The sequence below is a fragment of the Escherichia sp. 10290 genome (assembly GCF_030295155.1).
Classification (GTDB): Bacteria; Pseudomonadota; Gammaproteobacteria; order Enterobacterales; family Enterobacteriaceae; genus Escherichia; species Escherichia coli_F.
The window spans coordinates 4,723,790-4,749,679 of the sequence record NZ_AP025741.1; the positions used below are offsets into that span (position 1 = coordinate 4,723,790).

Below are 25,890 nucleotides of genomic sequence, written 5' to 3' on the forward strand. Positions count from 1 at the left end.
AATAATTTTCTCTGAGAGCATGCATTGTGAATTTACTGACAGTGAGTACTGATCTCATCAGTATTTTTTTATTCACGACACTGTTTCTGTTTTTTGCCCGAAAGGTAGCAAAAAAAGTCGGTTTAGTGGATAAACCTAACTTCCGCAAACGTCACCAGGGATTGATACCTCTCGTTGGGGGTATTTCGGTTTACGCAGGGATTTGCTTCACGTTCGGAATTGTCGATTATTATATTCCGCATGCATCTCTCTATCTCGCTTGTGCCGGTGTGCTTGTGTTCATCGGTGCGCTGGATGACCGTTTTGATATCAGCGTAAAAATCCGTGCCACCATACAGGCCGCTGTTGGCATTGTTATGATGGTGTTCGGCAAACTTTATCTCAGTAGCCTGGGTTATATCTTTGGCTCCTGGGAGATGGTGCTCGGACCGTTTGGCTACTTCCTGACGCTATTTGCCGTCTGGGCGGCAATTAATGCTTTCAACATGGTTGATGGCATTGATGGCTTGCTGGGCGGGTTGTCCTGCGTCTCGTTTGCAGCAATCGGTATGATTTTGTGGTTCGACGGGCAAACCAGCCTCGCTATCTGGTGCTTTGCGATGATCGCCGCCATCCTGCCCTATATCATGCTCAACCTTGGTATCCTGGGTCGCCGCTACAAAGTCTTTATGGGTGATGCGGGCAGTACGCTGATTGGTTTTACCGTTATCTGGATCCTGCTCGAAACGACTCAGGGAAAAACGCACCCAATAAGCCCGGTTACTGCATTATGGATTATCGCCATTCCGCTAATGGATATGGTGGCGATTATGTACCGTCGCCTGCGTAAAGGCATGAGCCCATTCTCTCCTGACCGTCAGCATATTCACCATTTGATCATGCGTGCCGGGTTTACTTCCCGCCAGGCGTTTGTGCTGATTACCCTTGCCGCAGCACTGCTCGCTTCAATTGGCGTGCTGGCAGAATACTCTCATTTTGTCCCGGAATGGGTCATGCTGGTGCTCTTTTTGCTAGCATTCTTCCTCTATGGATATTGCATTAAGCGTGCCTGGAAAGTTGCTCGCTTTATTAAGCGCGTAAAACGCAGACTGCGTAGAAATCGTGGTGGCAGCCCCAATTTAACCAAATAAATGAGGATGTGATGACACAACCAATGCCTGGGAAACCGGCCGAAGACGCTGAAAATGAACTGGATATTCGTGGGTTGTTTCGTACCTTGTGGGCTGGGAAGCTGTGGATTATTGGCATGGGGCTGGCGTTTGCGTTAATCGCGCTGGCGTATACTTTTTTTGCTCGTCAGGAGTGGAGCTCGACGGCGATTACCGATCGTCCAACAGTGAATATGCTGGGAGGATACTACTCGCAGCAGCAATTCTTGCGTAACCTGGACGTCCGTTCGAACATGGCTTCTGCCGACCAACCATCGGTCATGGATGAAGCCTATAAAGAGTTTGTTATGCAACTGGCCTCGTGGGATACCCGCCGCGATTTCTGGTTGCAGACAGACTATTACAAACAGCGGATGGTCGGGAACAGCAAAGCCGATGCGGCGTTGCTGGATGAAATGATTAACAACATCGTGTTTATTCCCGGTGACTTCACGCGTGCGGTCAATGATAGCGTTAAGCTGATTGCCGAAACCGCGCCTGACGCTAATAACCTGTTACGTCAGTATGTTGCGTTTGCCAGCCAACGAGCAGCCAGCCATCTGAATGATGAGCTGAAAGGCGCATGGGCGGCGCGTACCATCCAGATGAAAGCTCAGGTGAAGCGTCAGGAAGAAGTGGCGAAAGCCATCTACGACCGCCGGATGAACAGCATTGAACAGGCGCTGAAAATTGCTGAGCAGCATAATATTTCGCGCAGTGCGACAGATGTACCTGCCGAGGAACTACCTGATTCAGAAATGTTCCTGCTTGGGCGTCCAATGCTCCAGGCGCGACTGGAAAATTTACAGGCCGTCGGTCCGGCCTTTGATCTCGACTATGATCAGAATCGGGCCATGTTAAACACCCTGAATGTTGGTCCAACCCTGGATCCGCGTTTTCAGACCTATCGCTATTTGCGTACGCCGGAAGAACCGGTAAAACGCGATAGCCCACGTCGTGCCTTCCTGATGATTATGTGGGGCATTGTCGGGGGGCTGATCGGGGCTGGTGTCGCATTAACCCGCCGTTGCTCGAAATAGCAACACTGCTGCGGTGAGCGCAAAGGCGCTCGCCGCTTATTCGAAGAGAATCGATGTGAAAGTACTGACTGTATTTGGTACGCGCCCGGAAGCCATCAAGATGGCGCCGTTGGTGCATGCGTTGGCAAAAGATCCTTTTTTTGAGGCTAAAGTTTGCGTCACTGCGCAGCATCGGGAGATGCTCGATCAGGTGCTGAAACTCTTTTCCATTGTACCTGACTACGATCTCAACATAATGCAGCCAGGACAGGGTCTGACAGAGATAACCTGTCGGATTCTGGAAGGGCTAAAACCTATTCTTGCCGAATTCAAACCAGACGTCGTGCTGGTTCACGGCGATACGACGACGACGCTGGCAACCAGTCTGGCGGCGTTTTATCAGCGTATTCCTGTTGGTCACGTTGAGGCTGGTCTGCGCACGGGCGATCTCTATTCGCCGTGGCCGGAAGAGGCAAATCGTACATTGACCGGGCATCTGGCGATGTATCATTTCTCTCCAACCGAAACGTCCCGGCAAAACTTGCTGCGTGAAAACGTTGCTGACAGCCGAATCTTCATTACCGGTAATACCGTTATTGATGCACTGTTATGGGTGCGTGACCAGGTGATGAGCAGCGATACGCTGCGTTCAGAACTGGCGGCAAATTATCCGTTTATCGACCCTGATAAAAAAATGATTCTGGTGACCGGTCACAGACGTGAGAGTTTTGGTCGTGGCTTTGAAGAAATCTGCCATGCGCTGGCAGACATCGCCACCACGCACCAGGACATCCAGATTGTCTATCCGGTGCATCTCAACCCGAACGTCAGAGAGCCGGTCAATCGCATTCTGGGGCACGTGAAAAATGTCATTCTGATCGATCCTCAGGAGTATTTACCGTTTGTCTGGCTGATGAACCACGCCTGGCTGATTTTGACCGATTCAGGTGGCATTCAGGAGGAAGCGCCTTCGCTGGGGAAACCAGTGCTGGTGATGCGTGAAACCACTGAACGTCCGGAAGCAGTGAAGGCGGGTACGGTGCGTCTAGTCGGCACGGATAAGCAGCGAATCGTCGAGGAAGTGACGCGTCTTTTAAAAGACGAAAACGAATATCAAACCATGAGCCGCGCCCATAACCCGTATGGTGATGGTCAGGCATGCTCTCGCATTCTGGAAGCGTTAAAAAATAATCGGATATCACTATGAGTTTTGCGACCATTTCTGTCATTGGACTGGGTTACATTGGACTGCCAACGGCGGCAGCGTTTGCCTCCCGGCAAAAACAGGTGATTGGTGTTGATATCAACCAACACGCGGTTGATACCATCAATCGTGGCGAAATCCATATCGTCGAGCCTGATTTGGCGAGCGTAGTAAAAACTGCCGTAGAAGGCGGTTTTTTACGAGCGAGCACGACGCCGGTTGAAGCGGATGCCTGGCTGATTGCTGTACCCACGCCGTTTAAAGGCGATCATGAGCCTGATATGGCTTACGTTGAATCGGCTGCTCGCTCCATTGCGCCAGTGCTGAAAAAAGGCGCGCTGGTGATCCTTGAGTCCACCTCGCCGGTGGGTTCAACCGAGAAGATGGCAGAATGGTTAGCAGAGATGCGTCCGGACCTGACTTTCCCACAGCAGGTGGGCGAGCAGGCGGACGTCAACATTGCTTACTGCCCGGAACGCGTGTTACCGGGCCAGGTTATGGTCGAGCTGATTAAAAACGATCGCGTGATTGGTGGTATGACGCCGGTTTGTTCGGCCCGTGCCAGCGAACTGTACAAAATTTTCCTCGAAGGTGAGTGTGTCGTCACTAACTCACGGACGGCGGAAATGTGTAAACTCACCGAGAACAGCTTCCGCGATGTGAATATCGCTTTTGCTAACGAACTGTCGCTGATTTGCGCCGATCAGGGGATTAACGTCTGGGAACTGATTCGCCTGGCGAATCGTCACCCTCGCGTCAATATTCTTCAACCTGGCCCTGGCGTGGGTGGTCACTGCATCGCTGTTGATCCGTGGTTTATCGTGGCACAGAATCCGCAGCAGGCGCGGCTTATCCGTACCGCGCGTGAAGTAAACGATCACAAACCGTTCTGGGTGATTGATCAGGTCAAAGCGGCGGTTGCCGACTGCCTGGCCGCTACCGATAAACGCGCCAGTGAGCTGAAAATTGCCTGTTTTGGTCTGGCGTTTAAACCGAATATTGATGACCTGCGCGAAAGTCCGGCGATGGAAATCGCTGAATTGATCGCTCAGTGGCACAGCGGCGAAACGCTGGTTGTTGAGCCTAACATTCACCAGTTGCCGAACAAACTGAATGGGCTTTGTACTCTGGCGCAGCTTGACGAGGCGCTGGCAACGGCAGATGTGCTGGTGATGTTGGTCGATCATAGTCAGTTCAAAGTTATCAATGGCGACAACGTCCATCAGCAGTATGTCGTCGATGCCAAAGGAGTGTGGCGCTAATGAGAAAGATTCTGATAACAGGCGGTGCCGGGTTTATTGGCTCGGCGCTGGTGCGTTATATCATCAACGAGACGAACGATGCGGTGGTGGTGGTCGATAAGCTGACCTACGCCGGAAACCTGATGTCGCTGGCACCGGTTGCGCAAAGCGATCGCTTTGCCTTTGAGAAAGTTGATATCTGCGATCGGGCAGAACTGGCGCGTGTTTTCACAGAACATCAGCCAGACTGCGTCATGCATCTGGCAGCTGAAAGCCATGTTGACCGTTCTATTGACGGCCCGGCAGCGTTTATCGAAACCAACATTGTCGGGACTTATACACTGCTTGAAGCGGCGCGGGCTTACTGGAATGCGCTGGCAGAAGACAAAAAATCGGCGTTCCGTTTTCATCATATCTCCACCGACGAAGTATACGGTGACCTGCATTCCACAGATGATTTCTTCACCGAAACCACGCCGTATTCGCCGAGCAGCCCTTATTCTGCTTCAAAAGCAAGCAGCGACCATCTGGTGCGCGCCTGGCTGCGGACCTACGGCCTGCCGACGTTAATCACCAACTGCTCTAATAACTACGGTCCTTACCACTTTCCGGAAAAACTGATCCCGCTGATGATCCTCAACGCGCTGGCGGGTAAACCGCTGCCGGTATATGGCAATGGGCAGCAAATCCGTGACTGGTTATATGTTGAAGATCATGCCCGCGCGCTGTATTGCGTGGTGACCACCGGGAAAGTCGGTGAAACCTATAATATTGGTGGTCACAACGAGCGTAAGAATCTCGAGGTTGTGGAAACCATTTGCGAGCTGCTGGAAGAACTGGCCCCGAATAAACCGCACGGTGTGGCGCACTATCGTGATCTGATCACTTTTGTCGCTGACCGTCCGGGGCATGACCTGCGCTATGCCATTGATGCTTCGAAAATTGCCCGTGAACTTGGCTGGCTGCCGCAGGAAACCTTTGAAAGTGGAATGCGTAAAACAGTGCAGTGGTATCTGGCTAATGAAAGCTGGTGGAAGCAGGTGCAGGACGGCAGCTATCAGGGTGAGCGTTTAGGTCTGAACGGCTAATTCTCAGCGGAGGCAAACATGAAAGGTATTATCCTGGCGGGCGGTTCCGGCACCCGATTGCATCCGATTACGCGCGGCGTATCGAAGCAACTGTTGCCGATTTACGATAAGCCAATGATTTACTATCCGCTGTCGGTGCTGATGCTGGCCGGTATCCGCGAAATTCTCATCATCACTACGCCGGAAGATAAAGGTTATTTCCAGCGCCTGCTGGGCGATGGTAGTGAGTTCGGTATCCAGCTGGAATATGCCGAACAGCCCAGCCCGGACGGTCTTGCGCAGGCCTTTATCATCGGTGAAACCTTCCTCAACGGTGAACCTTCTTGTCTGGTGCTGGGCGATAACATCTTCTTCGGACAGGGCTTCAGTCCGAAGCTGCGTCATGTTGCGGCGCGCACGCAAGGGGCGACGGTATTTGGCTATCAGGTAATGGATCCAGAACGCTTTGGCGTCGTGGAGTTTGACGACAATTTCCGCGCTATCTCTCTGGAAGAAAAGCCAAAACAGCCAAAATCAAACTGGGCGGTGACCGGGCTTTATTTCTACGACAGTAAAGTTGTGGAGTACGCAAAGCAGGTGAAGCCGTCGGAGCGTGGTGAACTGGAGATTACCTCCATCAACCAGATGTACCTTGAGGCAGGCAACCTGACCGTTGAACTGCTCGGGCGCGGATTTGCCTGGCTGGACACCGGCACACACGACAGCCTGATTGAAGCCAGTACCTTTGTACAGACGGTGGAAAAACGCCAGGGCTTTAAGATTGCCTGCCTGGAAGAGATTGCCTGGCGTAACGGCTGGCTCGATGACGAAGGTGTGAAGCGTGCTGCCAGTTCATTAGCGAAAACTGGCTACGGCCAATATCTGCTGGAGTTACTCCGTGCCCGTCCGCGCCAGTATTGAACCACTAGCCTGGGAAAATGCCTTCTTTGGCGTTAACAGCGCTATCGTGCGCATCACTCCTGATGCGCCACTCCTGACGCCAGACGCGTTAGCGCCGTGGTCACGAGTGCAGGCCAAAATTGCTGCATCAAATACTGTTGAGCTGGATGCCTTGCAACAGCTGGGATTCTGCCTGGTTGAAGGTGAAGTTGATTTGGCGCTACCCGTGAACAATGTCAGTGATAGCGGCGCAGAAGTGGCACAAGAGACAGATATTCCCGTATTACGTGAGTTAGCCAGTGCCGCATTTGCGCAAAGCCGTTTTCGTGCGCCGTGGTATGCGCCTGACGCCAGCGGTCGCTTTTATGCGCAGTGGGTTGAAAATGCCGTGCGCGGCACCTTTGATCATCAATGCCTCATTTTACGTTCGGCGTCCGGCGATATTCGCGGCTATGTCTCTTTACGGGAACTCAATGCGACAGATGCGCGAATTGGCCTGCTGGCTGGACGCGGTGCAGGTGCTGAGCTGATGCAAACAGCGCTAAACTGGGCGTATGCTCGCGGTAAAACAACTTTGCGGGTGGCGACCCAGATGGGCAACACCGCCGCGCTTAAACGATACATACAAAGTGGTGCGAATGTAGAAAGCACCGCGTACTGGTTATATAGGTGATCACATGATTCCATTTAACGCACCGCCGGTGGTGGGAACCGAACTCGACTATATGCAGTCGGCAATGGGTAGCGGCAAACTGTGTGGGGATGGCGGTTTTACCCGTCGCTGCCAGCAGTGGCTGGAGCAACGTTTTGGCAGCGCCAAAGTGTTACTGACACCATCCTGCACCGCTTCGCTGGAGATGGCGGCGCTGCTGCTCGATATCCAGCCTGGCGATGAAGTGATCATGCCGAGCTACACCTTTGTCTCCACCGCCAATGCCTTTGTGCTGCGTGGCGCGAAAATCGTCTTTGTGGATGTTCGCCCGGACACCATGAACATCGACGAAACGCTGATTGAAGCGGCGATCACTGACAAAACGCGCGTTATCGTGCCGGTGCATTACGCGGGTGTGGCCTGCGAAATGGACACCATTATGGCGTTGGCGAAAAAGCATAATCTGTTTGTGGTGGAAGATGCCGCTCAGGGCGTGATGTCCACTTATAAAGGGCGTGCGCTGGGAACCATTGGTCATATTGGCTGCTTTAGCTTCCATGAAACCAAAAACTACACGGCGGGCGGTGAAGGCGGCGCGACGCTGATTAACGATAAAGCGTTAATCGAACGAGCCGAGATCATCCGTGAAAAAGGGACTAACCGCAGCCAGTTCTTCCGTGGTCAGGTTGATAAATATACCTGGCGCGATATTGGCTCCAGCTATTTGATGTCCGATCTGCAAGCCGCGTACCTGTGGGCGCAACTGGAAGCAGCGGATCGTATCAATCAGCAACGTCTGGCGCTGTGGCAAAACTACTACGATGCGTTAGCACCTCTGGCGAAAGCCGGGCGTATCGAGCTGCCGTCGATTCCCGATGGCTGCGTGCAGAACGCGCATATGTTCTACATTAAACTGCGGGATATTGATGACCGGAGCGCGTTGATTAACTTTCTGAAAGAAGCGGAAATCATGGCGGTGTTCCATTACATTCCGCTGCACGGTTGCCCTGCGGGGGAACGCTTTGGTGAGTTCCACGGTGAAGATCGCTACACCACCAAAGAGAGCGAGCGCCTGCTGCGCCTGCCGCTGTTCTACAACCTGTCGCCCGTCAATCAGCGTACGGTAATTGCGACCTTGTTGAATTACTTCTCCTGATATGTCGTTGGCAAAAGCGTCCTTATGGACGGCGGCCAGTACACTGGTCAAGATTGGTGCAGGGTTACTGGTCGGTAAGTTGCTGGCGGTGTCATTTGGTCCGGCGGGGCTTGGGCTGGCGGCAAATTTCCGCCAGTTGATTACCGTGCTCGGCGTGCTTGCCGGGGCGGGCATCTTTAATGGCGTAACCAAATACGTTGCTCAGTACCATGATAATCCGCAGCAGCTGCGTCGCGTGGTCGGCACTTCATCAGCGATGGTGCTTGGTTTCTCTACGCTGATGGCGCTGGTTTTTGTGCTGGCGGCAGCGCCAATTAGCCAGGGATTGTTTGGTAATACCGACTATCAGGGGCTGGTGCGTTTAGTGGCGTTGGTGCAAATGGGGATCGCCTGGGGCAACCTGTTACTGGCGTTGATGAAAGGCTTTCGCGATGCCGCAGGTAATGCGTTATCGCTGATTGTCGGCAGCTTGATTGGCGTTCTCGCGTACTACGTCAGTTACCGTTTGGGTGGTTATGAAGGGGCGTTGCTGGGGCTGGCGTTGATTCCCGCGCTGGTGGTGATTCCTGCCGTCATCATGTTGATCAAACGTGGTGCCATCCCGTTAAGCTATCTGAAACCCAGCTGGGATAACGGCCTGGCAGGGCAGTTGAGCAAATTTACGCTCATGGCGTTGATTACGTCGGTGACCTTGCCCGTTGCTTACATCATGATGCGTAAACTGCTGGCGGCGCAGTATAGCTGGGATGAAGTGGGGATCTGGCAAGGGGTGAGCAGTATTTCCGATGCCTACCTGCAATTTATTACGGCATCGTTCAGCGTATATTTGCTGCCCACGTTGTCGCGGCTAACGGAAAAGCGCGATATCACCCGGGAAGTGGTTAAATCGCTGAAATTCGTCTTACCGGCAGTGGCGGCGGCGAGTTTTACCGTCTGGTTGCTGCGTGATTTTGCTATCTGGCTGCTGTTGTCGAATAAATTTACCGCTATGCGCGATCTCTTTGCCTGGCAGTTAGTGGGTGATGTGTTAAAAGTGGGCGCTTATGTCTTTGGTTATCTGGTGATCGCCAAAGCGTCACTGCGGTTTTATATTCTGGCGGAAGTCAGCCAGTTCACTTTATTGATGGTATTTGCCCACTGGCTAATCCCTGCGCATGGTGCACTGGGCGCGGCGCAGGCCTATATGGCAACCTATATCGTCTATTTTTCTCTTTGTTGTGGCGTGTTTTTACTCTGGCGTAGGCGGGCATGACTGTACTGATTCACGTACTGGGATCGGATATCCCTCACCATAACCAAACCGTTCTGCGGTTTTTCAACGACGCGCTGGCCGCGACGAGCGAGCACGCGCGCGAGTTTATGGTTGTTGGCAAGGACGACGGCTTAAGTGATAGCTGTCCGGCGCTTTCTGTGCAATTTTTCCCTGGGAAAAAATCGCTGGCGGAAGCGGTCATCGCGAAAGCAAAAGCTAACCGTCAGCAGCGATTTTTTTTCCACGGTCAGTTCAATCCCAAACTGTGGCTGGCTCTGCTGAGTGGTGGCATTAAGCCCAGCCAGTTTTTCTGGCATATCTGGGGGGCAGACCTGTATGAGCTTTCCAGTGGCTTGAGATATAAGCTTTTTTATCCGCTGCGCCGTCTGGCGCAAAAGCGAGTCGGCTGTGTATTTGCCACCCGCGGTGATTTGAGTTTTTTTGCCAAAACGCATCCAAAGGTGCGGGGCGAACTGCTGTACTTCCCGACGCGGATGGACCCTTCTCTCAATACGATGGCGAACGATCGCCTACGTGAAGGGAAAATGACCATTCTGGTGGGGAACTCCGGTGACCGCAGCAATGAGCATGTCGCCGCCTTACGCGCCGTTCATCAGCAATTTGGCGATACGGTAAAAGTCGTGGTGCCTATGGGATATCCACCCAATAACGATGCATATATCAATGAAGTTCGCCAGGCGGGGCTGGCGTTATTCAGCGAAGAAAATCTGCAAGTTCTGAGCGAAAAACTGGAATTTGATGCCTATCTGGCGCTACTTCGTCAGTGCGATCTCGGTTACTTTATTTTTGCCCGCCAGCAGGGCATTGGTACGCTGTGCTTACTGATTCAGGCGGGTATTCCTTGTGTGCTTAACCGGGAAAATCCGTTCTGGCAGGATATGACGGAACAGCATTTGCCGGTGCTGTTTACTACCGACGATCTCAACGAGGATATTGTGCGTGAAGCGCAGCGCCAGTTGGCGTCGGTGGATAAAAACACCATTGCCTTCTTTAGCCCGAACTATCTGCAAGGCTGGCAGCGGGCATTGGCGATTGCCGCCGGGGAGGTCGCATGAGTCTGCTGCAATTCAGTGGCCTGTTTGTTGTCTGGCTGCTCTGCACGCTGTTTATTGCCACGCTGACCTGGTTTGAGTTTCGCCGTGTGCGCTTTAACTTCAATGTCTTCTTTTCATTGCTGTTTTTGCTCACCTTTTTCTTCGGCTTTCCGCTGACCAGCGTGCTGGTATTTCGCTTTGATGTTGGTGTTGCGCCGCCAGAAATCTTGTTGCAGGCGTTGCTTTCTGCGGGCTGCTTCTACGCGGTTTACTATGTCACCTACAAAACCCGCCTACGCAAACGCGTTGCTGATGTACCGCGCCGTCCGCTGTTTACCATGAACCGCGTGGAGACCAATCTCACGTGGGTGATCCTGATGGGCATTGCGTTGGTAAGCGTCGGCATCTTCTTCATGCACAACGGTTTTTTGCTGTTCCGTCTTAACTCCTACAGTCAGATCTTCTCCAGTGAAGTCTCCGGCGTGGCGTTAAAACGTTTCTTTTACTTTTTCATCCCGGCGATGCTGGTGGTTTATTTTCTGCGCCAGGACAGCAAAGCGTGGCTGTTTTTCCTCGTCAGCACGGTCGCCTTTGGCTTGCTGACTTATATGATTGTCGGCGGCACTCGCGCCAATATCATCATCGCATTCGCTATCTTCCTGTTTATTGGCATTATTCGCGGCTGGATTTCGTTGTGGATGCTGGCGGCGGCGGGCGTGCTGGGGATTGTGGGCATGTTCTGGCTGGCGCTAAAACGCTATGGAATGAATGTGAGCGGCGATGAAGCGTTCTATACGTTTCTCTATCTCACCCGCGATACCTTTTCGCCGTGGGAGAATCTGGCATTGCTGTTGCAGAACTACGACAACATCGACTTCCAGGGCCTGGCTCCCATTGTCCGCGATTTCTATGTCTTTATCCCTTCCTGGCTGTGGCCGGGTCGCCCGAGTATGGTACTGAACTCCGCCAACTACTTTACCTGGGAAGTGCTGAATAACCACTCCGGGCTGGCGATCTCGCCTACTCTTATAGGCTCACTGGTTGTTATGGGCGGCGCGTTGTTCATCCCGCTCGGGGCGATTGTGGTTGGACTGATCATCAAATGGTTCGACTGGCTGTATGAACTGGGCAATCGCGAAACTAATCGCTATAAGGCTGCGATATTGCACAGTTTCTGCTTCGGGGCGATCTTCAATATGATCGTGCTGGCGCGTGAAGGGCTGGATTCGTTTGTCTCACGCGTGGTCTTTTTTATCGTGGTCTTCGGCGCATGTCTGATGATCGCAAAACTGTTGTACTGGCTTTTTGAAAGCGCCGGACTCATTCATAAACGTACAAAATCATCGCTCCGGACGCAGGTTGAAGGATAACAATGAATAACAACACCACAGCACCGACCTATACGCTGCGTGGCTTACAGTTGATTGGTTGGCGTGATATGCAGCACGCCCTCGATTATCTGTTTGCTGACGGGCAGCTTAAGCAGGGAACGCTGGTTGCCATTAATGCCGAAAAAATGCTGACCATTGAAGATAACGCCGAGGTCAGGGAGTTAATTAATGCTGCCGAATTTAAATATGCTGATGGCATCAGCGTTGTACGTTCAGTACGTAAAAAGTACCCGCAGGCGCAGGTTTCCCGCGTTGCCGGGGCCGATCTCTGGGAAGAGCTGATGGCGCGCGCAGGCAAAGAAGGGACGCCGGTATTTCTTGTGGGCGGTAAACCTGAAGTGCTGGCGCAAACTGAAGCTAAACTGCGCAATCAGTGGAATGTGAATATCGTTGGCAGTCAGGATGGTTATTTTAAACCCGAGCAGCGTCAGGCGCTGTTTGAACGCATTCATGCCAGCGGAGCGCAAATCGTCACCGTCGCGATGGGATCGCCAAAGCAGGAGATCTTCATGCGCGACTGCCGTCTGGTGCATCCAGAAGCGCTGTATATGGGCGTTGGCGGGACTTACGATGTTTTCACCGGTCACGTGAAACGCGCACCGAAAATCTGGCAAACGCTGGGGCTGGAGTGGCTCTACCGCCTGCTTTCGCAGCCGAGCCGCATTAAGCGTCAGCTTCGTTTGCTGCGTTATTTACGCTGGCATTACACCGGCAACCTCTGATTTTCCTCTCTCTGTAAAGCGACGGAGTGGTCACTTCGTCGCCTGCCTGTCTTTTTATTACACAAAGCATTCAAATTTTTAATGCTTTATTTGCCATTTCTCCTGAATTACGAAAACATTCGCAACACTCGATGTACCCATAACGATAACCGGTAACACCGGAAAGCATGCAAACACAACACGAGGATTTATGGCAGATAACAAACCAGAGCTACAGCGTGGGCTGGAAGCTCGACATATCGAACTCATCGCCCTGGGGGGCACCATTGGCGTCGGCCTGTTTATGGGGGCCGCCAGTACCCTGAAATGGGCCGGGCCATCCGTATTGTTGGCCTATATCATCGCCGGGCTGTTCGTCTTTTTCATCATGCGTTCAATGGGCGAAATGTTGTTCCTCGAACCGGTTACCGGTTCGTTCGCCGTTTATGCGCATCGTTATATGAGCCCGTTTTTTGGCTATCTCACCGCCTGGTCTTACTGGTTTATGTGGATGGCGGTGGGGATCTCAGAAATCACCGCCATTGGCGTTTATGTCCAGTTCTGGTTCCCGGAGATGGCGCAGTGGATACCCGCATTGATCGCGGTGGCGCTGGTGGCGTTGGCGAATCTGGCGGCAGTGCGGTTGTACGGCGAAATCGAGTTCTGGTTCGCGATGATCAAAGTCACCACGATTATCGTGATGATTGTCATTGGCCTGGGCGTAATTTTCTTTGGTTTTGGCAATGGCGGGCAGTCGATTGGTTTTAGCAATCTCACAGAGCATGGCGGTTTCTTTGCGGGTGGCTGGAAAGGGTTCCTGACCGCATTGTGTATTGTGGTGGCGTCCTACCAGGGCGTGGAGCTGATTGGCATTACTGCCGGTGAAGCGAAGAATCCGCAGGTGACGCTGCGCAGTGCCGTAGGCAAGGTGTTGTGGCGTATCCTGATTTTCTACGTAGGCGCGATTTTCGTTATCGTCACCATCTTCCCGTGGAATGAAATAGGCAGTAACGGCAGCCCGTTCGTACTGACTTTCGCCAAAATCGGCATTACCGCAGCGGCGGGTATTATCAACTTTGTGGTACTGACGGCTGCGCTCTCTGGCTGTAACAGCGGCATGTACAGTTGTGGACGTATGCTCTACGCACTGGCGAAAAACCGTCAGTTACCGGCGGCAATGGCGAAAGTTTCCCGTCAAGGTGTTCCGGTTGCAGGCGTGGCGGTATCAATTGCTATTCTGTTAATTGGCTCATGCCTGAACTACATCATTCCCAATCCACAGCGTGTGTTTGTCTATGTCTACAGTGCCAGCGTGCTTCCGGGGATGGTGCCATGGTTTGTGATATTGATAAGCCAGCTGCGTTTTCGTCGTGCGCATAAAGCGGCGATTGCCAGCCATCCGTTCCGCTCAATCCTGTTCCCGTGGGCCAACTACGTAACAATGGCATTCCTGATTTGCGTTTTGATCGGCATGTACTTTAATGAAGATACGCGTATGTCGCTGTTTGTCGGCATCATCTTTATGCTGGCGGTGACGGCAATTTATAAAGTTTTTGGGCTTAATCGCCACGGTAAAGCGCATAAACTGGAGGAATAAGCAGCAAAACGCACAAACCGTAACCAAACGCGCAATTTATTTAAAAAGGGACTAGACAGAGGGGTGGGAAGTCCGTATTATCCACCCCCGCAACGGCGCTAAGCGCCCGTAGCTCAGCTGGATAGAGCGCTGCCCTCCGGAGGCAGAGGTCTCAGGTTCGAATCCTGTCGGGCGCGCCATTTAGTCCCGGCGCTTGAGCTGCGGTGGTAGTAATACCGCGTAACAAGATTTGTAGTGGTGGCTATAGCTCAGTTGGTAGAGCCCTGGATTGTGATTCCAGTTGTCGTGGGTTCGAATCCCATTAGCCACCCCATTATTAGAAGTTGTGACAATGCGAAGGTGGCGGAATTGGTAGACGCGCTAGCTTCAGGTGTTAGTGTCCTTACGGACGTGGGGGTTCAAGTCCCCCCCCTCGCACCACGACTTTAAAGAATTGAACTAAAAATTCAAAAAGCAGTATTTCGGCGAGTAGCGCAGCTTGGTAGCGCAACTGGTTTGGGACCAGTGGGTCGGAGGTTCGAATCCTCTCTCGCCGACCAATTTTGAACCCCGCTTCGGCGGGGTTTTTTGTTTTCTGTGCATTTCATCACTCTCCCTTCGCAATAAACGCCCGTAATCACTCATTGCTACACGGTATGATTTCGCCCTTAACGTATTGAAGGATGACTTCGGGCAAGGAGCGACCATGCTGCAACAGGTTCCAACGCGTGCTTTTCATGTGATGGCGAAACCAAGCGGTTCCGATTGTAATCTGAACTGTGACTACTGTTTTTATCTCGAAAAACAATCCCTTTACCGCGAAAAGCCAGTTGCGCATATGGACGATGACACGCTGGAAGCGTATGTCCGTCACTATATCGCCGCCAGCGAACCCCAAAACGAAGTGGCTTTTACCTGGCAGGGCGGCGAACCAACGTTACTCGGGCTGGATTTTTACCGACGTGCCGTGGCGCTACAGGCGAAATATGGTGCTGGCAGGAAGATAAGTAACAGCTTTCAGACTAACGGTGTGCTGCTCGATGATGAATGGTGTGCATTTCTGGCAGAAAATCATTTTCTGGTTGGGTTATCGCTGGACGGTCCGGCTGAGATCCACAATCATTATCGCGTGACCAAAGGTGGCAGACCCACGCATAAGCTGGTGATGCGTGCCCTGACGCTCCTGCAAAAACATCATGTCGACTATAACGTGCTGGTCTGTGTCAACCGCACCAGCGCGCAGCAACCGTTACAGGTTTATGATTTTTTGTGCAATGCAGGCGTTGAGTTTATCCAGTTTATTCCGGTGGTGGAGCGCCTGGCTGATGAAACAGCTGCCCGCAATGGACTGAAATTACATGCGCCTGGTGATATTCAGGGGGAACTGACAGAATGGTCGGTGCGCCCCGATGAGTTCGGTGAGTTTCTGGTGGCAATTTTTGACCACTGGATCAAACGTGACGTCGGCAAGATTTTCGTGATGAATATCGAATGGGCGTTTGCCAATTTTGTCGGTGCGCCGGGTGCGGTTTGCCATCATCAGCCGACTTGTGGACGCTCGGTGATTGTCGAACACAACGGCGACGTTTACGCCTGCGATCACTATGTTTATCCGCAATATCGACTGGGGAATATGCTTCAGCAAACAATTGCAGAAATGGTAGATTCCCCGCAGCAGCAGGTGTTTGGAGAAGATAAATTTAAGCTGTTACCGGCGCAGTGTCGCAGTTGTAACGTGTTAAAAGCATGTTGGGGAGGCTGCCCGAAACATCGCTTTATGCTCGATGCCAGCGGTAAGCCGGGGCTGAATTATTTGTGTGCCGGGTATCAGCGTTATTTCCGCTATCTACCGCCATATCTTAAAGCAATGGCTGATTTGCTGGCGCACGGTCGCCCGGCCAGCGACATTATGCAGGCGCATTTGATGGTGGTGAATAAGTAAAAAAGCAGCCATTTTGTGGCCGCCTGCGGTTGATTGCCGGATGCGATGCTGACGCATCTTATCCGGCCTACAGGACGCTGCAATTTATTGAATTTGCAAGGCTTGTAGGCCGGATAAGGCGTTCACGCCGCATCCGGCAAGGTCAGTGTGGCCCGATGTAGCGATAGCGCCGGCTTAATCAGATTTAATCTGCGCGCGCGGCGGATATTTTTTCAGGATCTCCATATACGCGTGCATTTCGGTCTGTAGCGGTACACCCATTGGGATATGGCGCACGCCGATAGAGTCGCTTTCCTGCGGATCGGTGTACAGGTTAAACACCGACGATCCCGCCGTTTGCATTACTGTGCCGGTGAATCCACCCTGATACCCGCTCTGGGTATAAGCGTATGGCTGTTGGATGAGTACGTGATATTTAAACTCATCCATACGCACAGCAGAAAGTTTGCCGTTGAGGAAGTAGTGCTCGGCCTTACGGTTAGACTGACCATTTGTTCCCAGGAAGAAAGATGTCTGGTCCACACCATCAATAAAGGTGGTTTTCGGCACTAAATTCGCCACTTTCGCTCCAGGATGTCCTGCCAGATCCAGCGCCGTAGGGAAGAGATCCGCCAGATCGACAATACCGTCAGATTTACGCGGTTGGATCATCCCTTTCCAGTAAACGAAGGTTGGCACACGAACGCCGCCTTCCCATGTAGAACCTTTCGCACCGCGGAACGGCGTGCGACCGTGCGGCGGAACTTCAGCTTCCGGACCGTTATCAGAGGTGAACACAATCAGCGTGTTATCAAGCTGACCGTTTTTCTCCAGTGCTTTATACAGATTGGCGAAGATATCGTTCATCTCCACCATGCAGTCGCCGTAAGAGGTGCGCGCCGGAGAGCTACCCGCATATTTGGCGTTCGGGTAGTTATCGAAGTGACAGCCGCGAGTGCCATAGTAGAGGAAGAATGGCTTATCGCTCTTTGCCATCTTGTCGAGGAACTTAACGCCATATTCCATCCAGCGTTGATCCAGATCTTCCATATATTTCGGCGTAATGTCGGCAATGGCTTCCTGTTCACCGCCGCGCACGGCATGAACGTCATCTTTGCTGAACGGCAGTTTTTGGATGTATTCAGAACGATCCGGGCTCAGGGCGACTTCCGGGTTGACATGAACATCACGCCATTCGGTATACATATCAGATACCGAGTTAAAGCCGCGGAAATCATCAAAGCCAACGTTCTGCGGCTGCGACTCTTTGTTTTCCCCCATATGCCATTTCCCGATAGCCTGGGTGACGTAGCCCTGATCGTGCAGCAACTGTGGCAGCGTGGTTAACCCTTGCAGACCGCCCGGCTGCCCGTACATTGGCGGCATCAGAATGCCGTGGTGGATGGAGTATTGTCCGGTGAGAATCGTGGCGCGGGTTGGGGAAGAACTCGGTTGAGAATACGCCGAAGTTAAAATCAGCCCCTGGCTGGCAACGGCGTCGATATCTGGTGTAGGGTTACCCACCGCCACGCCACCGCCGTTAAAGCCAACATCCATCCAGCCCACATCATCCAGCAAGAAAACAACCACGTTCGGTTTCTTACCGGTTTTTTTCTCAAGTTCTGCCAGCTTCTGCTGGGTTTCTTTGTCTTGTGCAGGATGCTGCATCACCGGCATCATGTTGTCGGCAATAGTGGTCGCCGGTTTAACCAGATACTGGTTTGGGTGATCGTATCCGGCAAAGCCTTTGCGTGCGGTGGCGGTTGACGGGGTATCTGCTGCGCTGGCCATGAGTGGAAGAGCGGCGGCGACAGCCACAACAAGAAGTTTGGGTGAAAACGAAAATTCCATGCAAAATGCTCCGGTTTCATGTCGTCAAAATGTTGACGTAATTAAGCATTGATAATTGAGATCCCTCTCCCTGACAGGATGATTGCATAAATAATAGTGATGAAAATAAATTATTTATTTATACAGATAATGAATTGGAAAATCAGGAGAGCGTTTTCAATCCTACCTCTGGCGCAGGTGATATGTAAGGCGGTGATGTTATATCGCGTTGATTATTGATGCTGTTTTTAGTTTTAACGGCAATTAATATATATGTTATTAATTGAATGACTTTTATTATTCATTATATATATGTGTAGAATCGTGCGCAGGAGAAATATTCACTCAGGAAGTTATTACTCAGGAAGCAAAGAGGATTACAGAATTATCTCATAACAAGTGTTAAGGGATGTTATTTCACGGTTCTCTGTGGCATAATAAACGAGTAGATGCTCATTCCATCTCTTATGTTCGCCTTAGTGCCTCATAAACTCCGGAATGACGCAGAGCCGTTTACGGTGCTTATCGTCCACTGACAGATGTCGCTTATGCCTCATCAGACACCATGGACACAACGTTGAGTGAAGCACCCACTTGTTGTCATACAGACCTGTTTTAACGCCTGCTCCGTAATAAGAGCAGGCGTTTTTTTATATATCAGAAAGGTCCCGGAGGTGCTTGCCTCCGGGTGAGAAAGAGCTACTGTGGCGGGTTGTTCTGCAACGTTAACATCAAGCCATCGCGACGCATCGCTGCGGCTTCTTCCGGCTTGTGCAGTCTGTCCAGCGCGTCGGCAAGCCATGCGTAATCGTAGGCGTCCGGACGTTGTTTCAGCGCTGCGCGGAAGGCGAGCGATGCTTCCTGCCATTCTCCGTGCTTCATCAGCGACTGACCCAGTGTGCTCCACAACAACGGGCGATCGCCCACGTTTTTGATCTGTTGGCGCAGCACTTTTTCCAGCTGTTCCGGGTTATTGGTTTTCAGACGCGGGATCGGCAGCAGCAGGCGATCGTCATACTGGCGTTTCAGGCCGTCGATGATAATTTGCTGGGCAGTATCATGATCGTCACATTCAATAAGATGTTCCGCCATTGCCACCTGTAACGCCACCTGATGACGCGTTTTCCGGCTTTGGTTTTTCCACCAGTTACGCAAACCTTCGCTACCGTTATCGGCACGCGCCTGATCCATCAGGCCAATCCATGCCTGTTGTTCCAGCATTGCACGATGCTCTTCATCGCCAACGTGGGCTTTTGCCATTGATGGGATGATATCCAGCAGCGAACTCCATGCACCAGTGCGGATATACGCCTGTTCCGCCAGACGTAATACTTCCGGATGGCGTGGCGTAACTTCCAGCAGCTTATCAACGCCGTGACGTGCTGCATGGTTTTCATTACGGGCCAGTTGCAGACGTACACGGGTGATTTCTACCGGAATTGTGTCGTTGCCGGCCAGCTCCGCTGCGCGTTCCAGATGTTGGTTGGCGCGTGCTTCATCACCGCGTTGTTGCGCGGCTTCGGCAGCCAGCAGATAGTTCACCACCGGTTGTTCAGCGTGATCGGCATTTTTCGCCATCAGCTTTTCAACTTGCTGATAATCGCCTTCCGCTAGTTTCAGCAGCGCCTGTTCGGTCTGCTTACGGGCACGGCGACGCTTACGTCCGATAAACCACCCACGGGTGTGTGCGCCTGTGCGGAAGATCCGCCGCAGTAGCCACTCAATGGCAAACAGCACTACCATCGCCAGAATCAAAATGATCGCCAGGCCCGTGACGCTGGTTTCGATATTGTAGGTATCGGTCTGGATCAGCACGTAACCCTGATGACCGGCAATCATCGGGCCGACCACGATCCCCGCAATCAGCAACACAAAGAGCAATAACACTTTTAGCATGGTTATTCTCCTTGCGGCGCGGCTGCCGGAGTATCAGCTTGCGGTGCAGGTGCAGGTGCAGGTGCAGGTGCAGGTGCAGGTGCAGGTGCAGGTTTAGCCTCTGCTGCTGGTTGCGCCAGCAGATTGCGCACGCGCGTCTGCATCAGTTTTTCCAGCATCGCCTGGCTTTGCAGAGTTTCCGGGAGATCCATCGAGATATTTTGCTGGCTTAACTGGTCCACCTCGTCGAGGAACGCTTTGGTGGTGGCATCATCAGTATCGTAGTAAGCACGTACCCAGGTGGAGACATTCTCCAGCGCCTGGCGATAAGTCTCTTCCTGATGACGCGGTACGGCTTGTGCCGCGACCAGCAGGCGGGAGCGAATATTTTCGCGCAGATAGATATCCTGATTCGGTGCTAACAGTGGTACGGCGGTGTCATCACGACGGCGAATCGTAATGAAGTTGTCCATAAAGTTCTGCCAGCTTTTTTGTAGATTGATACGCCATTCGCTGAGGGAACTGGAAAGCTCTTCACCGTCGGAATCCATTGGTGAACCATCGCTGTCATTATCGGCCAGACGCAGGTTATCTACCTGATTAGAAAGCTGATTCAGCTTAAGGATGATGCCGTCATAATCCACCTGCGATACCGCAGAAAGGCTGGCGATATCATCGGTAATTGCCCGACGAACGGTAATCAGACTCGGGTCATTCATATCCGCCAGGCTGGCATCTGCACTTTTCAGCAACGCTGCAGCGGTCGTGACGTCCTGATCGCTCCACAGCTTCCGTCCGGCGAGTTTCACCAGGAAATCAGCCTGAGCCAGCAGCCAGGTTTTAGCATCGCTGCCGGAAATAGTCGCGACCTTTTGTTGGACTTCATCCAGCTGTTTTGCCAGCGTTTCTTGCTGACGATTCGCCTGTTCAAGCTGCGTAGCTTGTTGCTTGATAATGCCTTCCAGCTCGGCTTTTTGGCTCTCCTGGGCTTTTTGCAGTGCCGTAAGTTGGTTAGCCAGGGCATCGCTGGTGGCAGTCTGATTGACGGCCTGTTGTTTACCCCAGCCATACAAACCGACGCCCGCCGCCAGAGCAATAGCGATAGCCACCGCGCTGAGAATCAATGCGGTGTTGTTCTTGCTCTTTTTTTCTGTTGCGACAGGTTGTGACGTGGTGTCCACGGCCTCCCTGGTCTCTTCAACCACGGCGGAGGTTTTTTCTTGTTCCGTCATTATGGCTTCCTGTTATGAGAGTTATTGTAATGCCCGTAAAAGCGCATCGTTGTCAGCGTTATCGGCGACCTTAATGTCTTGCCAGCCCAGTTCCCGGGCGAGTTTCGCCAGACGCTCACTGACGACTAAAAGTCGACAGCGTAGTAACCAGTGCTCACGATACCATTGTGGGATCAGCGACCAGAGTTGCTGTAACATTTCACCGCTGGTAACAACGACTGTCGTCACCTCGCGGGATTGCCAGCGCATCGCTTCTTCTGCACCATCGTAATGGATTGCGCATCGTTGATAACATTCACAAAAAGTGACTTCAGCGCCGCGCGCCGTCAGGGTATCCCCAATTAGCTCACGACCGCCATTGCCACGTAATATCAGCGCACGTTTGCCCGCAATATTTTGTAATTCAGGTAATTGTAGCAAGACTTCGCTGATTTCCCGATCCTGCGGGTAGAGAATCTTCTGTCCGCTTACGGTATGTAGTGCCAGCGCGGTGGTGCGTCCAATGGCGAAATAATCAGGTAGTTGGGGCCATTTACGATCTTGCTGATGCAGCTGTGATTGGGCAAAAGCAACCGCGTGTTGCGAGAGGGTAAACAACAGATCGCTCTCTCCCAGCGCTGCCAGTTGATCAGCAAGTTGCGGTAATTGTCGACCCGGAGAAAACTCAATCAGCGGAAAATGCCAGGCCACCTGCCCCAGTGTGCGCAGACGGCTCACTAACTCTTCTCCTGCGGGAGACGGGCGGGTGACCAGGATACTCATGCCGGGGCGTCTCCGTTATAGACTTCAGCAAGGATCTCGCGCGCGCCGTTATTCAGTAGCTCTTCTGCCAGCGAAATCCCCATTTGTTCGGCATCTTGCGGCGCACCGCGGCGTTCACCGCGAATAATCTGCGAACCGTCCGGCGCGCCGACCAGCGCACGCAGCCAGATTTCGCCATCAATAAGCTCGGCGTAGCTACCAATTGGCACCTGACATCCGCCTTCGAGACGGGTATTCATGGCGCGTTCGGCGGTAACACGCAGTGCAGTTTCGTGGTGATTCAGCGCGGCAAGCAGCTCGCGAGTGCGAGTATCATTAAGGCGGCATTCAATACCGACCGCACCTTGTCCTACCGCCGGAAGAGAAATCTCGGGTGGCAACGCGGCGCGAATGCGTGACTCCAGACCTAAACGTTTTAGTCCGGCTACGGCAAGAATGATGGCATCGTATTCGCCGTTATCCAGTTTGCTCAGGCGAGTGCCGACGTTGCCGCGCAGGGAGCGGATAATCAGATCCGGGCGGCGTTCAGCCAGTTGGCACTGGCGACGTAAACTGGACGTCCCGACGATACTGCCTGCCGGTAACGCATCCAGACTGTCATAGTTATTGGACACAAATGCATCGCGAGGATCTTCACGCTCGCAAATAGTGACCAGCCCCAGACCTTGCGGGAATTCAACCGGCACATCTTTCATTGAATGTACGGCGATATCGGCGCGATTCTCCAGGAGCGCGACTTCCAGCTCTTTTACAAATAAGCCTTTTCCGCCTACTTTCGCCAGCGGCGTATCAAGAATCACATCGCCGCGCGTCACCATCGGTACCAGTTCAACGACCAGGCCCGGATGGCTCGCCATCAACTTGTCTTTGACATAGTGTGCCTGCCAGAGTGCAAGTGGGCTTTGGCGTGTGGCAATTCTTAAAACATTGTCTAACATGCTTGTTACCGTCATTATCATCCGTGGTCCATCCTAACATCCTTGCCAGAGCGATGTCAGTGTTGTGGTGAAACGTAGACGCCTGCGCAAACCGAAAAATGAGGTCTGGCAGTGGATCCTGACAGGCGTTTCACGCCGTCGTAATAAGGAATTTACAGAGAATAAACGGTGCTACACTTGTATGTAGCGCATCTTTCTTTACGGTCAATCAGCAAGGTGTTAAATTGATCACGTTTTAGACCATTTTTTCGTCGTGAAACTAAAAAAACCAGGCGCGAAAAGTGGTAACGGTTACCTTTGACATACGAAATATCCCGAATGCCGCGTGTTACCGTTGATGTTGGCGGAATCACAGTCATGACGGGTAGCAAATCAGGCGATACGTCTTGTACCTCTATATTGAGACTCTGAAACAGAGACTGGATGCCATAAATCAATTGCGTGTGGATCGCGCGCTTGCTGCTATGGGGCCTGCATTCCAACAGGTCTACAGTCTACTGCCGACATTGTTGCACTATCACCATCCGCTAATGCCGGGCTACCTTGATGGTAACGTTCCCAAAGGCATTTGCCTTTACACGCCTGATGAAACTCAACGCCACTACCTGAACGAGCTTGAACTGTATCGTGGAATGTCAGTACAGGATCCGCCGAAAGGTGAGCTTCCAATTACTGGTGTATACACCATGGGCAGCACCTCGTCCGTAGGGCAAAGTTGTTCCTCTGACCTGGATATCTGGGTCTGTCATCAATCCTGGCTTGATAGCGAAGAGCGCCAGTTACTACAACGTAAATGCAGCCTGCTGGAAAGCTGGGCCGCCTCGCTGGGCGTGGAAGTTAGCTTCTTCCTGATTGATGAAAATCGCTTCCGTCATAATGAAAGCGGCAGCCTGGGGGGCGAAGATTGTGGCTCCACCCAGCATATACTGCTGCTTGACGAATTTTATCGTACCGCCGTGCGTCTCGCCGGTAAACGTATTCTGTGGAATATGGTGCCGTGTGACGAAGAAGAGCATTACGACGACTATGTGATGACGCTTTACGCGCAGGGCGTGCTTACTCCTAATGAATGGCTGGATCTCGGCGGCTTAAGCTCACTTTCTGCCGAAGAGTACTTTGGTGCCAGCCTTTGGCAGCTCTATAAGAGTATCGATTCCCCATACAAAGCGGTGCTGAAAACACTACTGCTGGAAGCCTATTCCTGGGAATACCCGAACCCACGTCTGCTGGCGAAAGATATCAAACAGCGTTTGCACGACGGCGAGATTGTATCGTTTGGTCTCGATCCGTACTGCATGATGCTGGAGCGTGTTACTGAGTACCTGACGGCGATTGAAGATTTCACCCGTCTGGATTTAGTGCGTCGCTGCTTCTATTTAAAAGTGTGCGAAAAACTCAGCCGTGAACGCGCCTGTGTAGGCTGGCGTCGTGAAGTGCTAACCCAGTTAGTGAAAGAGTGGGAATGGGACGATGCTCGTCTGGCAATGCTCGATAACCGCGCTAACTGGAAGATTGATCAGGTGCGCGAGGCGCACAACGAACTGCTCGATGCAATGATGCAGAGCTACCGCAATCTGATCCGCTTTGCGCGTCGCAATAACCTTAGCGTCTCTGCCAGTCCGCAGGATATCGGCGTGCTGACGCGTAAACTGTACGCCGCGTTTGAAGCATTGCCAGGTAAAGTGACGCTGGTAAACCCGCAGATTTCGCCCGATCTCTCGGAACCGAATCTGACCTTTATTTATGTGCCGCCGGGCCGGGCTAACCGTTCAGGTTGGTATCTGTATAACCGCGCGCCAAATATTGAGTCGATCATCAGCCATCAGCCGCTGGAATATAACCGTTACCTTAATAAACTGGTGGCGTGGGCATGGTTTAACGGCCTGCTGACCTCGCGCACCCGCTTGTATATTAAAGGCAACGGCATTGTCGATTTGCCTAAGTTGCAGGAGATGGTCGCCGATGTGTCGCACCATTTCCCGCTGCGCCTGCCTGCACCGACGCCAAAAGCGCTCTACAGCCCGTGTGAAATTCGCCATCTGGCGATTATCGTTAACCTGGAATATGACCCGACAGCTGCGTTCCGCAATCAGGTGGTGCATTTTGATTTCCGTAAGCTGGACGTCTTCAGCTTTGGCGAAAACCAAAATTGCCTGGTAGGTAGCGTGGACCTGCTGTACCGCAACTCGTGGAACGAAGTGCGTACGCTGCACTTCAACGGCGAGCAATCGATGATCGAAGCCCTGAAAACTATTCTCGGCAAAATGCATCAGGACGCCGCACCGCCAGATAGCGTGGAAGTCTTCTGCTACAGCCAGCATCTGCGCGGATTAATCCGTACTCGCGTGCAGCAACTGGTTTCTGAGTGTATTGAACTGCGTCTGTCCAGCACCCGTCAGGAAACAGGGCGCTTCAAGGCGCTGCGCGTTTCTGGTCAAACCTGGGGGTTGTTCTTCGAACGGCTGAATGTATCGGTACAGAAACTGGAAAATGCCATCGAGTTTTATGGCGCTATTTCGCATAACAAACTGCACGGCCTGTCAGTGCAGGTTGAAACCAATCACGTCAAATTACCGGCGGTGGTGGACGGCTTTGCCAGCGAAGGGATCATCCAGTTCTTCTTCGAAGAAACGCAAGACGAGAATGGCTTTAATATCTACATTCTCGACGAAAGCAACCGGGTTGAGGTGTATCACCACTGCGAAGGCAGCAAAGAGGAGCTGGTGCGTGACGTCAGTCGCTTCTACTCGTCATCGCACGACCGTTTTACCTACGGCTCAAGCTTCATCAACTTCAACCTGCCGCAGTTCTATCAGATTGTGAAGGTTGATGGTCGTGAACAGGTGATTCCGTTCCGCACCAAATCTATCGGTAACATGCCGCCTGCCAATCAGGATCACGACACGCCGCTATTACAGCAGTATTTTTCGTGATGAGCGTGCCGGACAGCGAGGCTTATCCGGCATGCAA

General features: G+C 52.4%; 20 protein-coding genes and 4 tRNA genes. 19 read left to right on the plus strand and 5 right to left on the minus strand.

Features of this window, described 5'->3' with window-relative positions; genetic code table 11:
* Positions 1-26 precede the first annotated feature (26 nt).
* The 18 genes from wecA (at position 27) to QUE74_RS23755 (ending at position 16,304) form a co-directional block, all read left to right on the plus strand.
* Positions 27-1,130, plus strand: a complete 1,104-nt coding sequence (gene wecA / locus QUE74_RS23670) for a UDP-N-acetylglucosamine--undecaprenyl-phosphate N-acetylglucosaminephosphotransferase (RefSeq protein WP_001050960.1) — start codon at positions 27-29, stop codon at positions 1,128-1,130.
* An 11-nt stretch (positions 1,131-1,141) separates the two neighbouring features.
* A complete protein-coding gene (gene wzzE, locus QUE74_RS23675) occupies positions 1,142-2,188 on the plus strand; it encodes an ECA polysaccharide chain length modulation protein (protein WP_001355381.1) in 1,047 nt (348 codons plus the stop codon).
* Between the two features lie 55 nt (positions 2,189-2,243).
* Complete coding sequence (gene wecB, locus QUE74_RS23680) at positions 2,244-3,374, plus strand: non-hydrolyzing UDP-N-acetylglucosamine 2-epimerase (protein ID WP_001364316.1); 1,131 nt, start codon at positions 2,244-2,246, stop codon at positions 3,372-3,374.
* A complete protein-coding gene (gene wecC / locus QUE74_RS23685) occupies positions 3,371-4,633 on the plus strand; it encodes a UDP-N-acetyl-D-mannosamine dehydrogenase (protein WP_000006603.1) in 1,263 nt (420 codons plus the stop codon). Before wecB ends, wecC begins: the two co-directional genes overlap by 4 nt.
* Entirely contained in the window at positions 4,633-5,700 is a 1,068-nt protein-coding gene (rffG, locus tag QUE74_RS23690) for a dTDP-glucose 4,6-dehydratase (RefSeq protein ID WP_001226579.1), read from the plus strand. The genes wecC and rffG overlap by 1 nt, the downstream gene beginning before the upstream one ends.
* Before the next feature lie 18 nt (positions 5,701-5,718).
* Positions 5,719-6,600: a glucose-1-phosphate thymidylyltransferase RfbA gene (gene rfbA / locus QUE74_RS23695; RefSeq protein ID WP_000676063.1), complete on the plus strand. Its 882-nt coding sequence runs from the start codon at positions 5,719-5,721 to the stop codon at positions 6,598-6,600.
* Positions 6,578-7,252, plus strand: a complete 675-nt coding sequence (gene rffC / locus QUE74_RS23700; protein WP_001145144.1) for a dTDP-4-amino-4,6-dideoxy-D-galactose acyltransferase — start codon at positions 6,578-6,580, stop codon at positions 7,250-7,252. Before rfbA ends, rffC begins: the two co-directional genes overlap by 23 nt.
* Positions 7,253-7,256: 4 nt before the next feature.
* Complete coding sequence (gene rffA, locus QUE74_RS23705; RefSeq protein WP_000612044.1) at positions 7,257-8,387, plus strand: dTDP-4-amino-4,6-dideoxygalactose transaminase; 1,131 nt, start codon at positions 7,257-7,259, stop codon at positions 8,385-8,387.
* A gap of 1 nt (position 8,388) precedes the next feature.
* On the plus strand, positions 8,389-9,639 hold the full coding sequence (gene wzxE, locus QUE74_RS23710) for a lipid III flippase WzxE (RefSeq protein WP_000050271.1): 1,251 nt from the start codon (positions 8,389-8,391) through the stop codon (positions 9,637-9,639).
* Positions 9,636-10,715, plus strand: coding sequence for a TDP-N-acetylfucosamine:lipid II N-acetylfucosaminyltransferase (gene rffT, locus QUE74_RS23715; RefSeq protein WP_000217209.1), 1,080 nt, complete (start codon positions 9,636-9,638; stop codon positions 10,713-10,715). Before wzxE ends, rffT begins: the two co-directional genes overlap by 4 nt.
* The gene (gene wzyE / locus QUE74_RS23720) at positions 10,712-12,064 is read left to right on the plus strand and encodes an ECA oligosaccharide polymerase (protein ID WP_000055132.1); all 1,353 of its coding nucleotides are present in this window, start codon (positions 10,712-10,714) and stop codon (positions 12,062-12,064) included. The genes rffT and wzyE overlap by 4 nt, the downstream gene beginning before the upstream one ends.
* Positions 12,065-12,066: 2 nt before the next feature.
* The gene (gene wecG / locus QUE74_RS23725) at positions 12,067-12,807 is read left to right on the plus strand and encodes a lipopolysaccharide N-acetylmannosaminouronosyltransferase (protein WP_001064039.1); all 741 of its coding nucleotides are present in this window, start codon (positions 12,067-12,069) and stop codon (positions 12,805-12,807) included.
* Between the two features lie 190 nt (positions 12,808-12,997).
* Complete coding sequence (gene thrP, locus QUE74_RS23730; RefSeq protein WP_000774737.1) at positions 12,998-14,383, plus strand: bifunctional threonine/serine APC transporter ThrP; 1,386 nt, start codon at positions 12,998-13,000, stop codon at positions 14,381-14,383.
* 102 nt (positions 14,384-14,485) lie between these two features.
* Positions 14,486-14,562 (plus strand) — tRNA-Arg (locus QUE74_RS23735).
* 58 nt (positions 14,563-14,620) lie between these two features.
* Positions 14,621-14,696 (plus strand) — tRNA-His (locus QUE74_RS23740).
* A 20-nt stretch (positions 14,697-14,716) separates the two neighbouring features.
* A tRNA-Leu gene (locus QUE74_RS23745) sits at positions 14,717-14,803 on the plus strand.
* A 42-nt stretch (positions 14,804-14,845) separates the two neighbouring features.
* Positions 14,846-14,922, plus strand: a tRNA-Pro gene (locus QUE74_RS23750).
* Between the two features lie 146 nt (positions 14,923-15,068).
* Positions 15,069-16,304, plus strand: coding sequence for an anaerobic sulfatase maturase (locus QUE74_RS23755; protein WP_000941504.1), 1,236 nt, complete (start codon positions 15,069-15,071; stop codon positions 16,302-16,304).
* A gap of 174 nt (positions 16,305-16,478) precedes the next feature.
* Here the strand turns inward: QUE74_RS23755 and aslA are convergent, their stop codons facing one another.
* The 5 genes from aslA to hemC form a co-directional block, all read right to left on the minus strand.
* Entirely contained in the window at positions 16,479-18,134 is a 1,656-nt protein-coding gene (gene aslA / locus QUE74_RS23760; protein ID WP_000395858.1) for an arylsulfatase AslA, read from the minus strand.
* Positions 18,135-18,812: 678 nt separating this feature from the next.
* Positions 18,813-20,009 (minus strand): protoheme IX biogenesis protein HemY, encoded by a 1,197-nt coding sequence (gene hemY, locus QUE74_RS23765; RefSeq protein ID WP_000921811.1) that lies wholly within the window; start codon positions 20,007-20,009, stop codon positions 18,813-18,815.
* A 2-nt stretch (positions 20,010-20,011) separates the two neighbouring features.
* Positions 20,012-21,220, minus strand: a complete 1,209-nt coding sequence (gene hemX / locus QUE74_RS23770) for a uroporphyrinogen-III C-methyltransferase (protein ID WP_000139076.1) — start codon at positions 21,218-21,220, stop codon at positions 20,012-20,014.
* A gap of 21 nt (positions 21,221-21,241) precedes the next feature.
* Positions 21,242-21,982, minus strand: coding sequence for a uroporphyrinogen-III synthase (gene hemD / locus QUE74_RS23775; RefSeq protein WP_000026080.1), 741 nt, complete (start codon positions 21,980-21,982; stop codon positions 21,242-21,244).
* Complete coding sequence (hemC, locus tag QUE74_RS23780) at positions 21,979-22,920, minus strand: hydroxymethylbilane synthase (protein WP_001355383.1); 942 nt, start codon at positions 22,918-22,920, stop codon at positions 21,979-21,981. The genes hemD and hemC overlap by 4 nt, the downstream gene beginning before the upstream one ends.
* A gap of 386 nt (positions 22,921-23,306) precedes the next feature.
* On the opposite strand from hemC, the gene cyaA reads away from it, so the two are divergent.
* A complete protein-coding gene (gene cyaA / locus QUE74_RS23785) occupies positions 23,307-25,853 on the plus strand; it encodes a class I adenylate cyclase (RefSeq protein ID WP_000281696.1) in 2,547 nt (848 codons plus the stop codon).
* Positions 25,854-25,890 lie beyond the last annotated feature (37 nt).

Bases quoted from the DNA above. Each gene is read 5' to 3' on its own strand.
- wzzE (WP_001355381.1), top strand. From the start codon at position 1,142: ATGACACAACCAATGCCTGGGAAACCGGCCGAAGACGCTGAAAATGAA.
- wecC (WP_000006603.1), top strand. From the start codon at position 3,371: ATGAGTTTTGCGACCATTTCTGTCATTGGACTGGGTTACATTGGACTG.
- rffG (WP_001226579.1), top strand. From the start codon at position 4,633: ATGAGAAAGATTCTGATAACAGGCGGTGCCGGGTTTATTGGCTCGGCG.
- rfbA (WP_000676063.1), top strand. From the start codon at position 5,719: ATGAAAGGTATTATCCTGGCGGGCGGTTCCGGCACCCGATTGCATCCG.
- rffA (WP_000612044.1), top strand. From the start codon at position 7,257: ATGATTCCATTTAACGCACCGCCGGTGGTGGGAACCGAACTCGACTAT.
- wzxE (WP_000050271.1), top strand. From the start codon at position 8,389: ATGTCGTTGGCAAAAGCGTCCTTATGGACGGCGGCCAGTACACTGGTC.
- rffT (WP_000217209.1), top strand. From the start codon at position 9,636: ATGACTGTACTGATTCACGTACTGGGATCGGATATCCCTCACCATAAC.
- wzyE (WP_000055132.1), top strand. From the start codon at position 10,712: ATGAGTCTGCTGCAATTCAGTGGCCTGTTTGTTGTCTGGCTGCTCTGC.
- wecG (WP_001064039.1), top strand. From the start codon at position 12,067: ATGAATAACAACACCACAGCACCGACCTATACGCTGCGTGGCTTACAG.
- thrP (WP_000774737.1), top strand. From the start codon at position 12,998: ATGGCAGATAACAAACCAGAGCTACAGCGTGGGCTGGAAGCTCGACAT.
- QUE74_RS23755 (WP_000941504.1), top strand. From the start codon at position 15,069: ATGCTGCAACAGGTTCCAACGCGTGCTTTTCATGTGATGGCGAAACCA.
- aslA (WP_000395858.1), bottom strand. From the start codon at position 18,134: ATGGAATTTTCGTTTTCACCCAAACTTCTTGTTGTGGCTGTCGCCGCC.
- hemY (WP_000921811.1), bottom strand. From the start codon at position 20,009: ATGCTAAAAGTGTTATTGCTCTTTGTGTTGCTGATTGCGGGGATCGTG.
- hemX (WP_000139076.1), bottom strand. From the start codon at position 21,220: ATGACGGAACAAGAAAAAACCTCCGCCGTGGTTGAAGAGACCAGGGAG.
- hemD (WP_000026080.1), bottom strand. From the start codon at position 21,982: ATGAGTATCCTGGTCACCCGCCCGTCTCCCGCAGGAGAAGAGTTAGTG.
- hemC (WP_001355383.1), bottom strand. From the start codon at position 22,920: ATGTTAGACAATGTTTTAAGAATTGCCACACGCCAAAGCCCACTTGCA.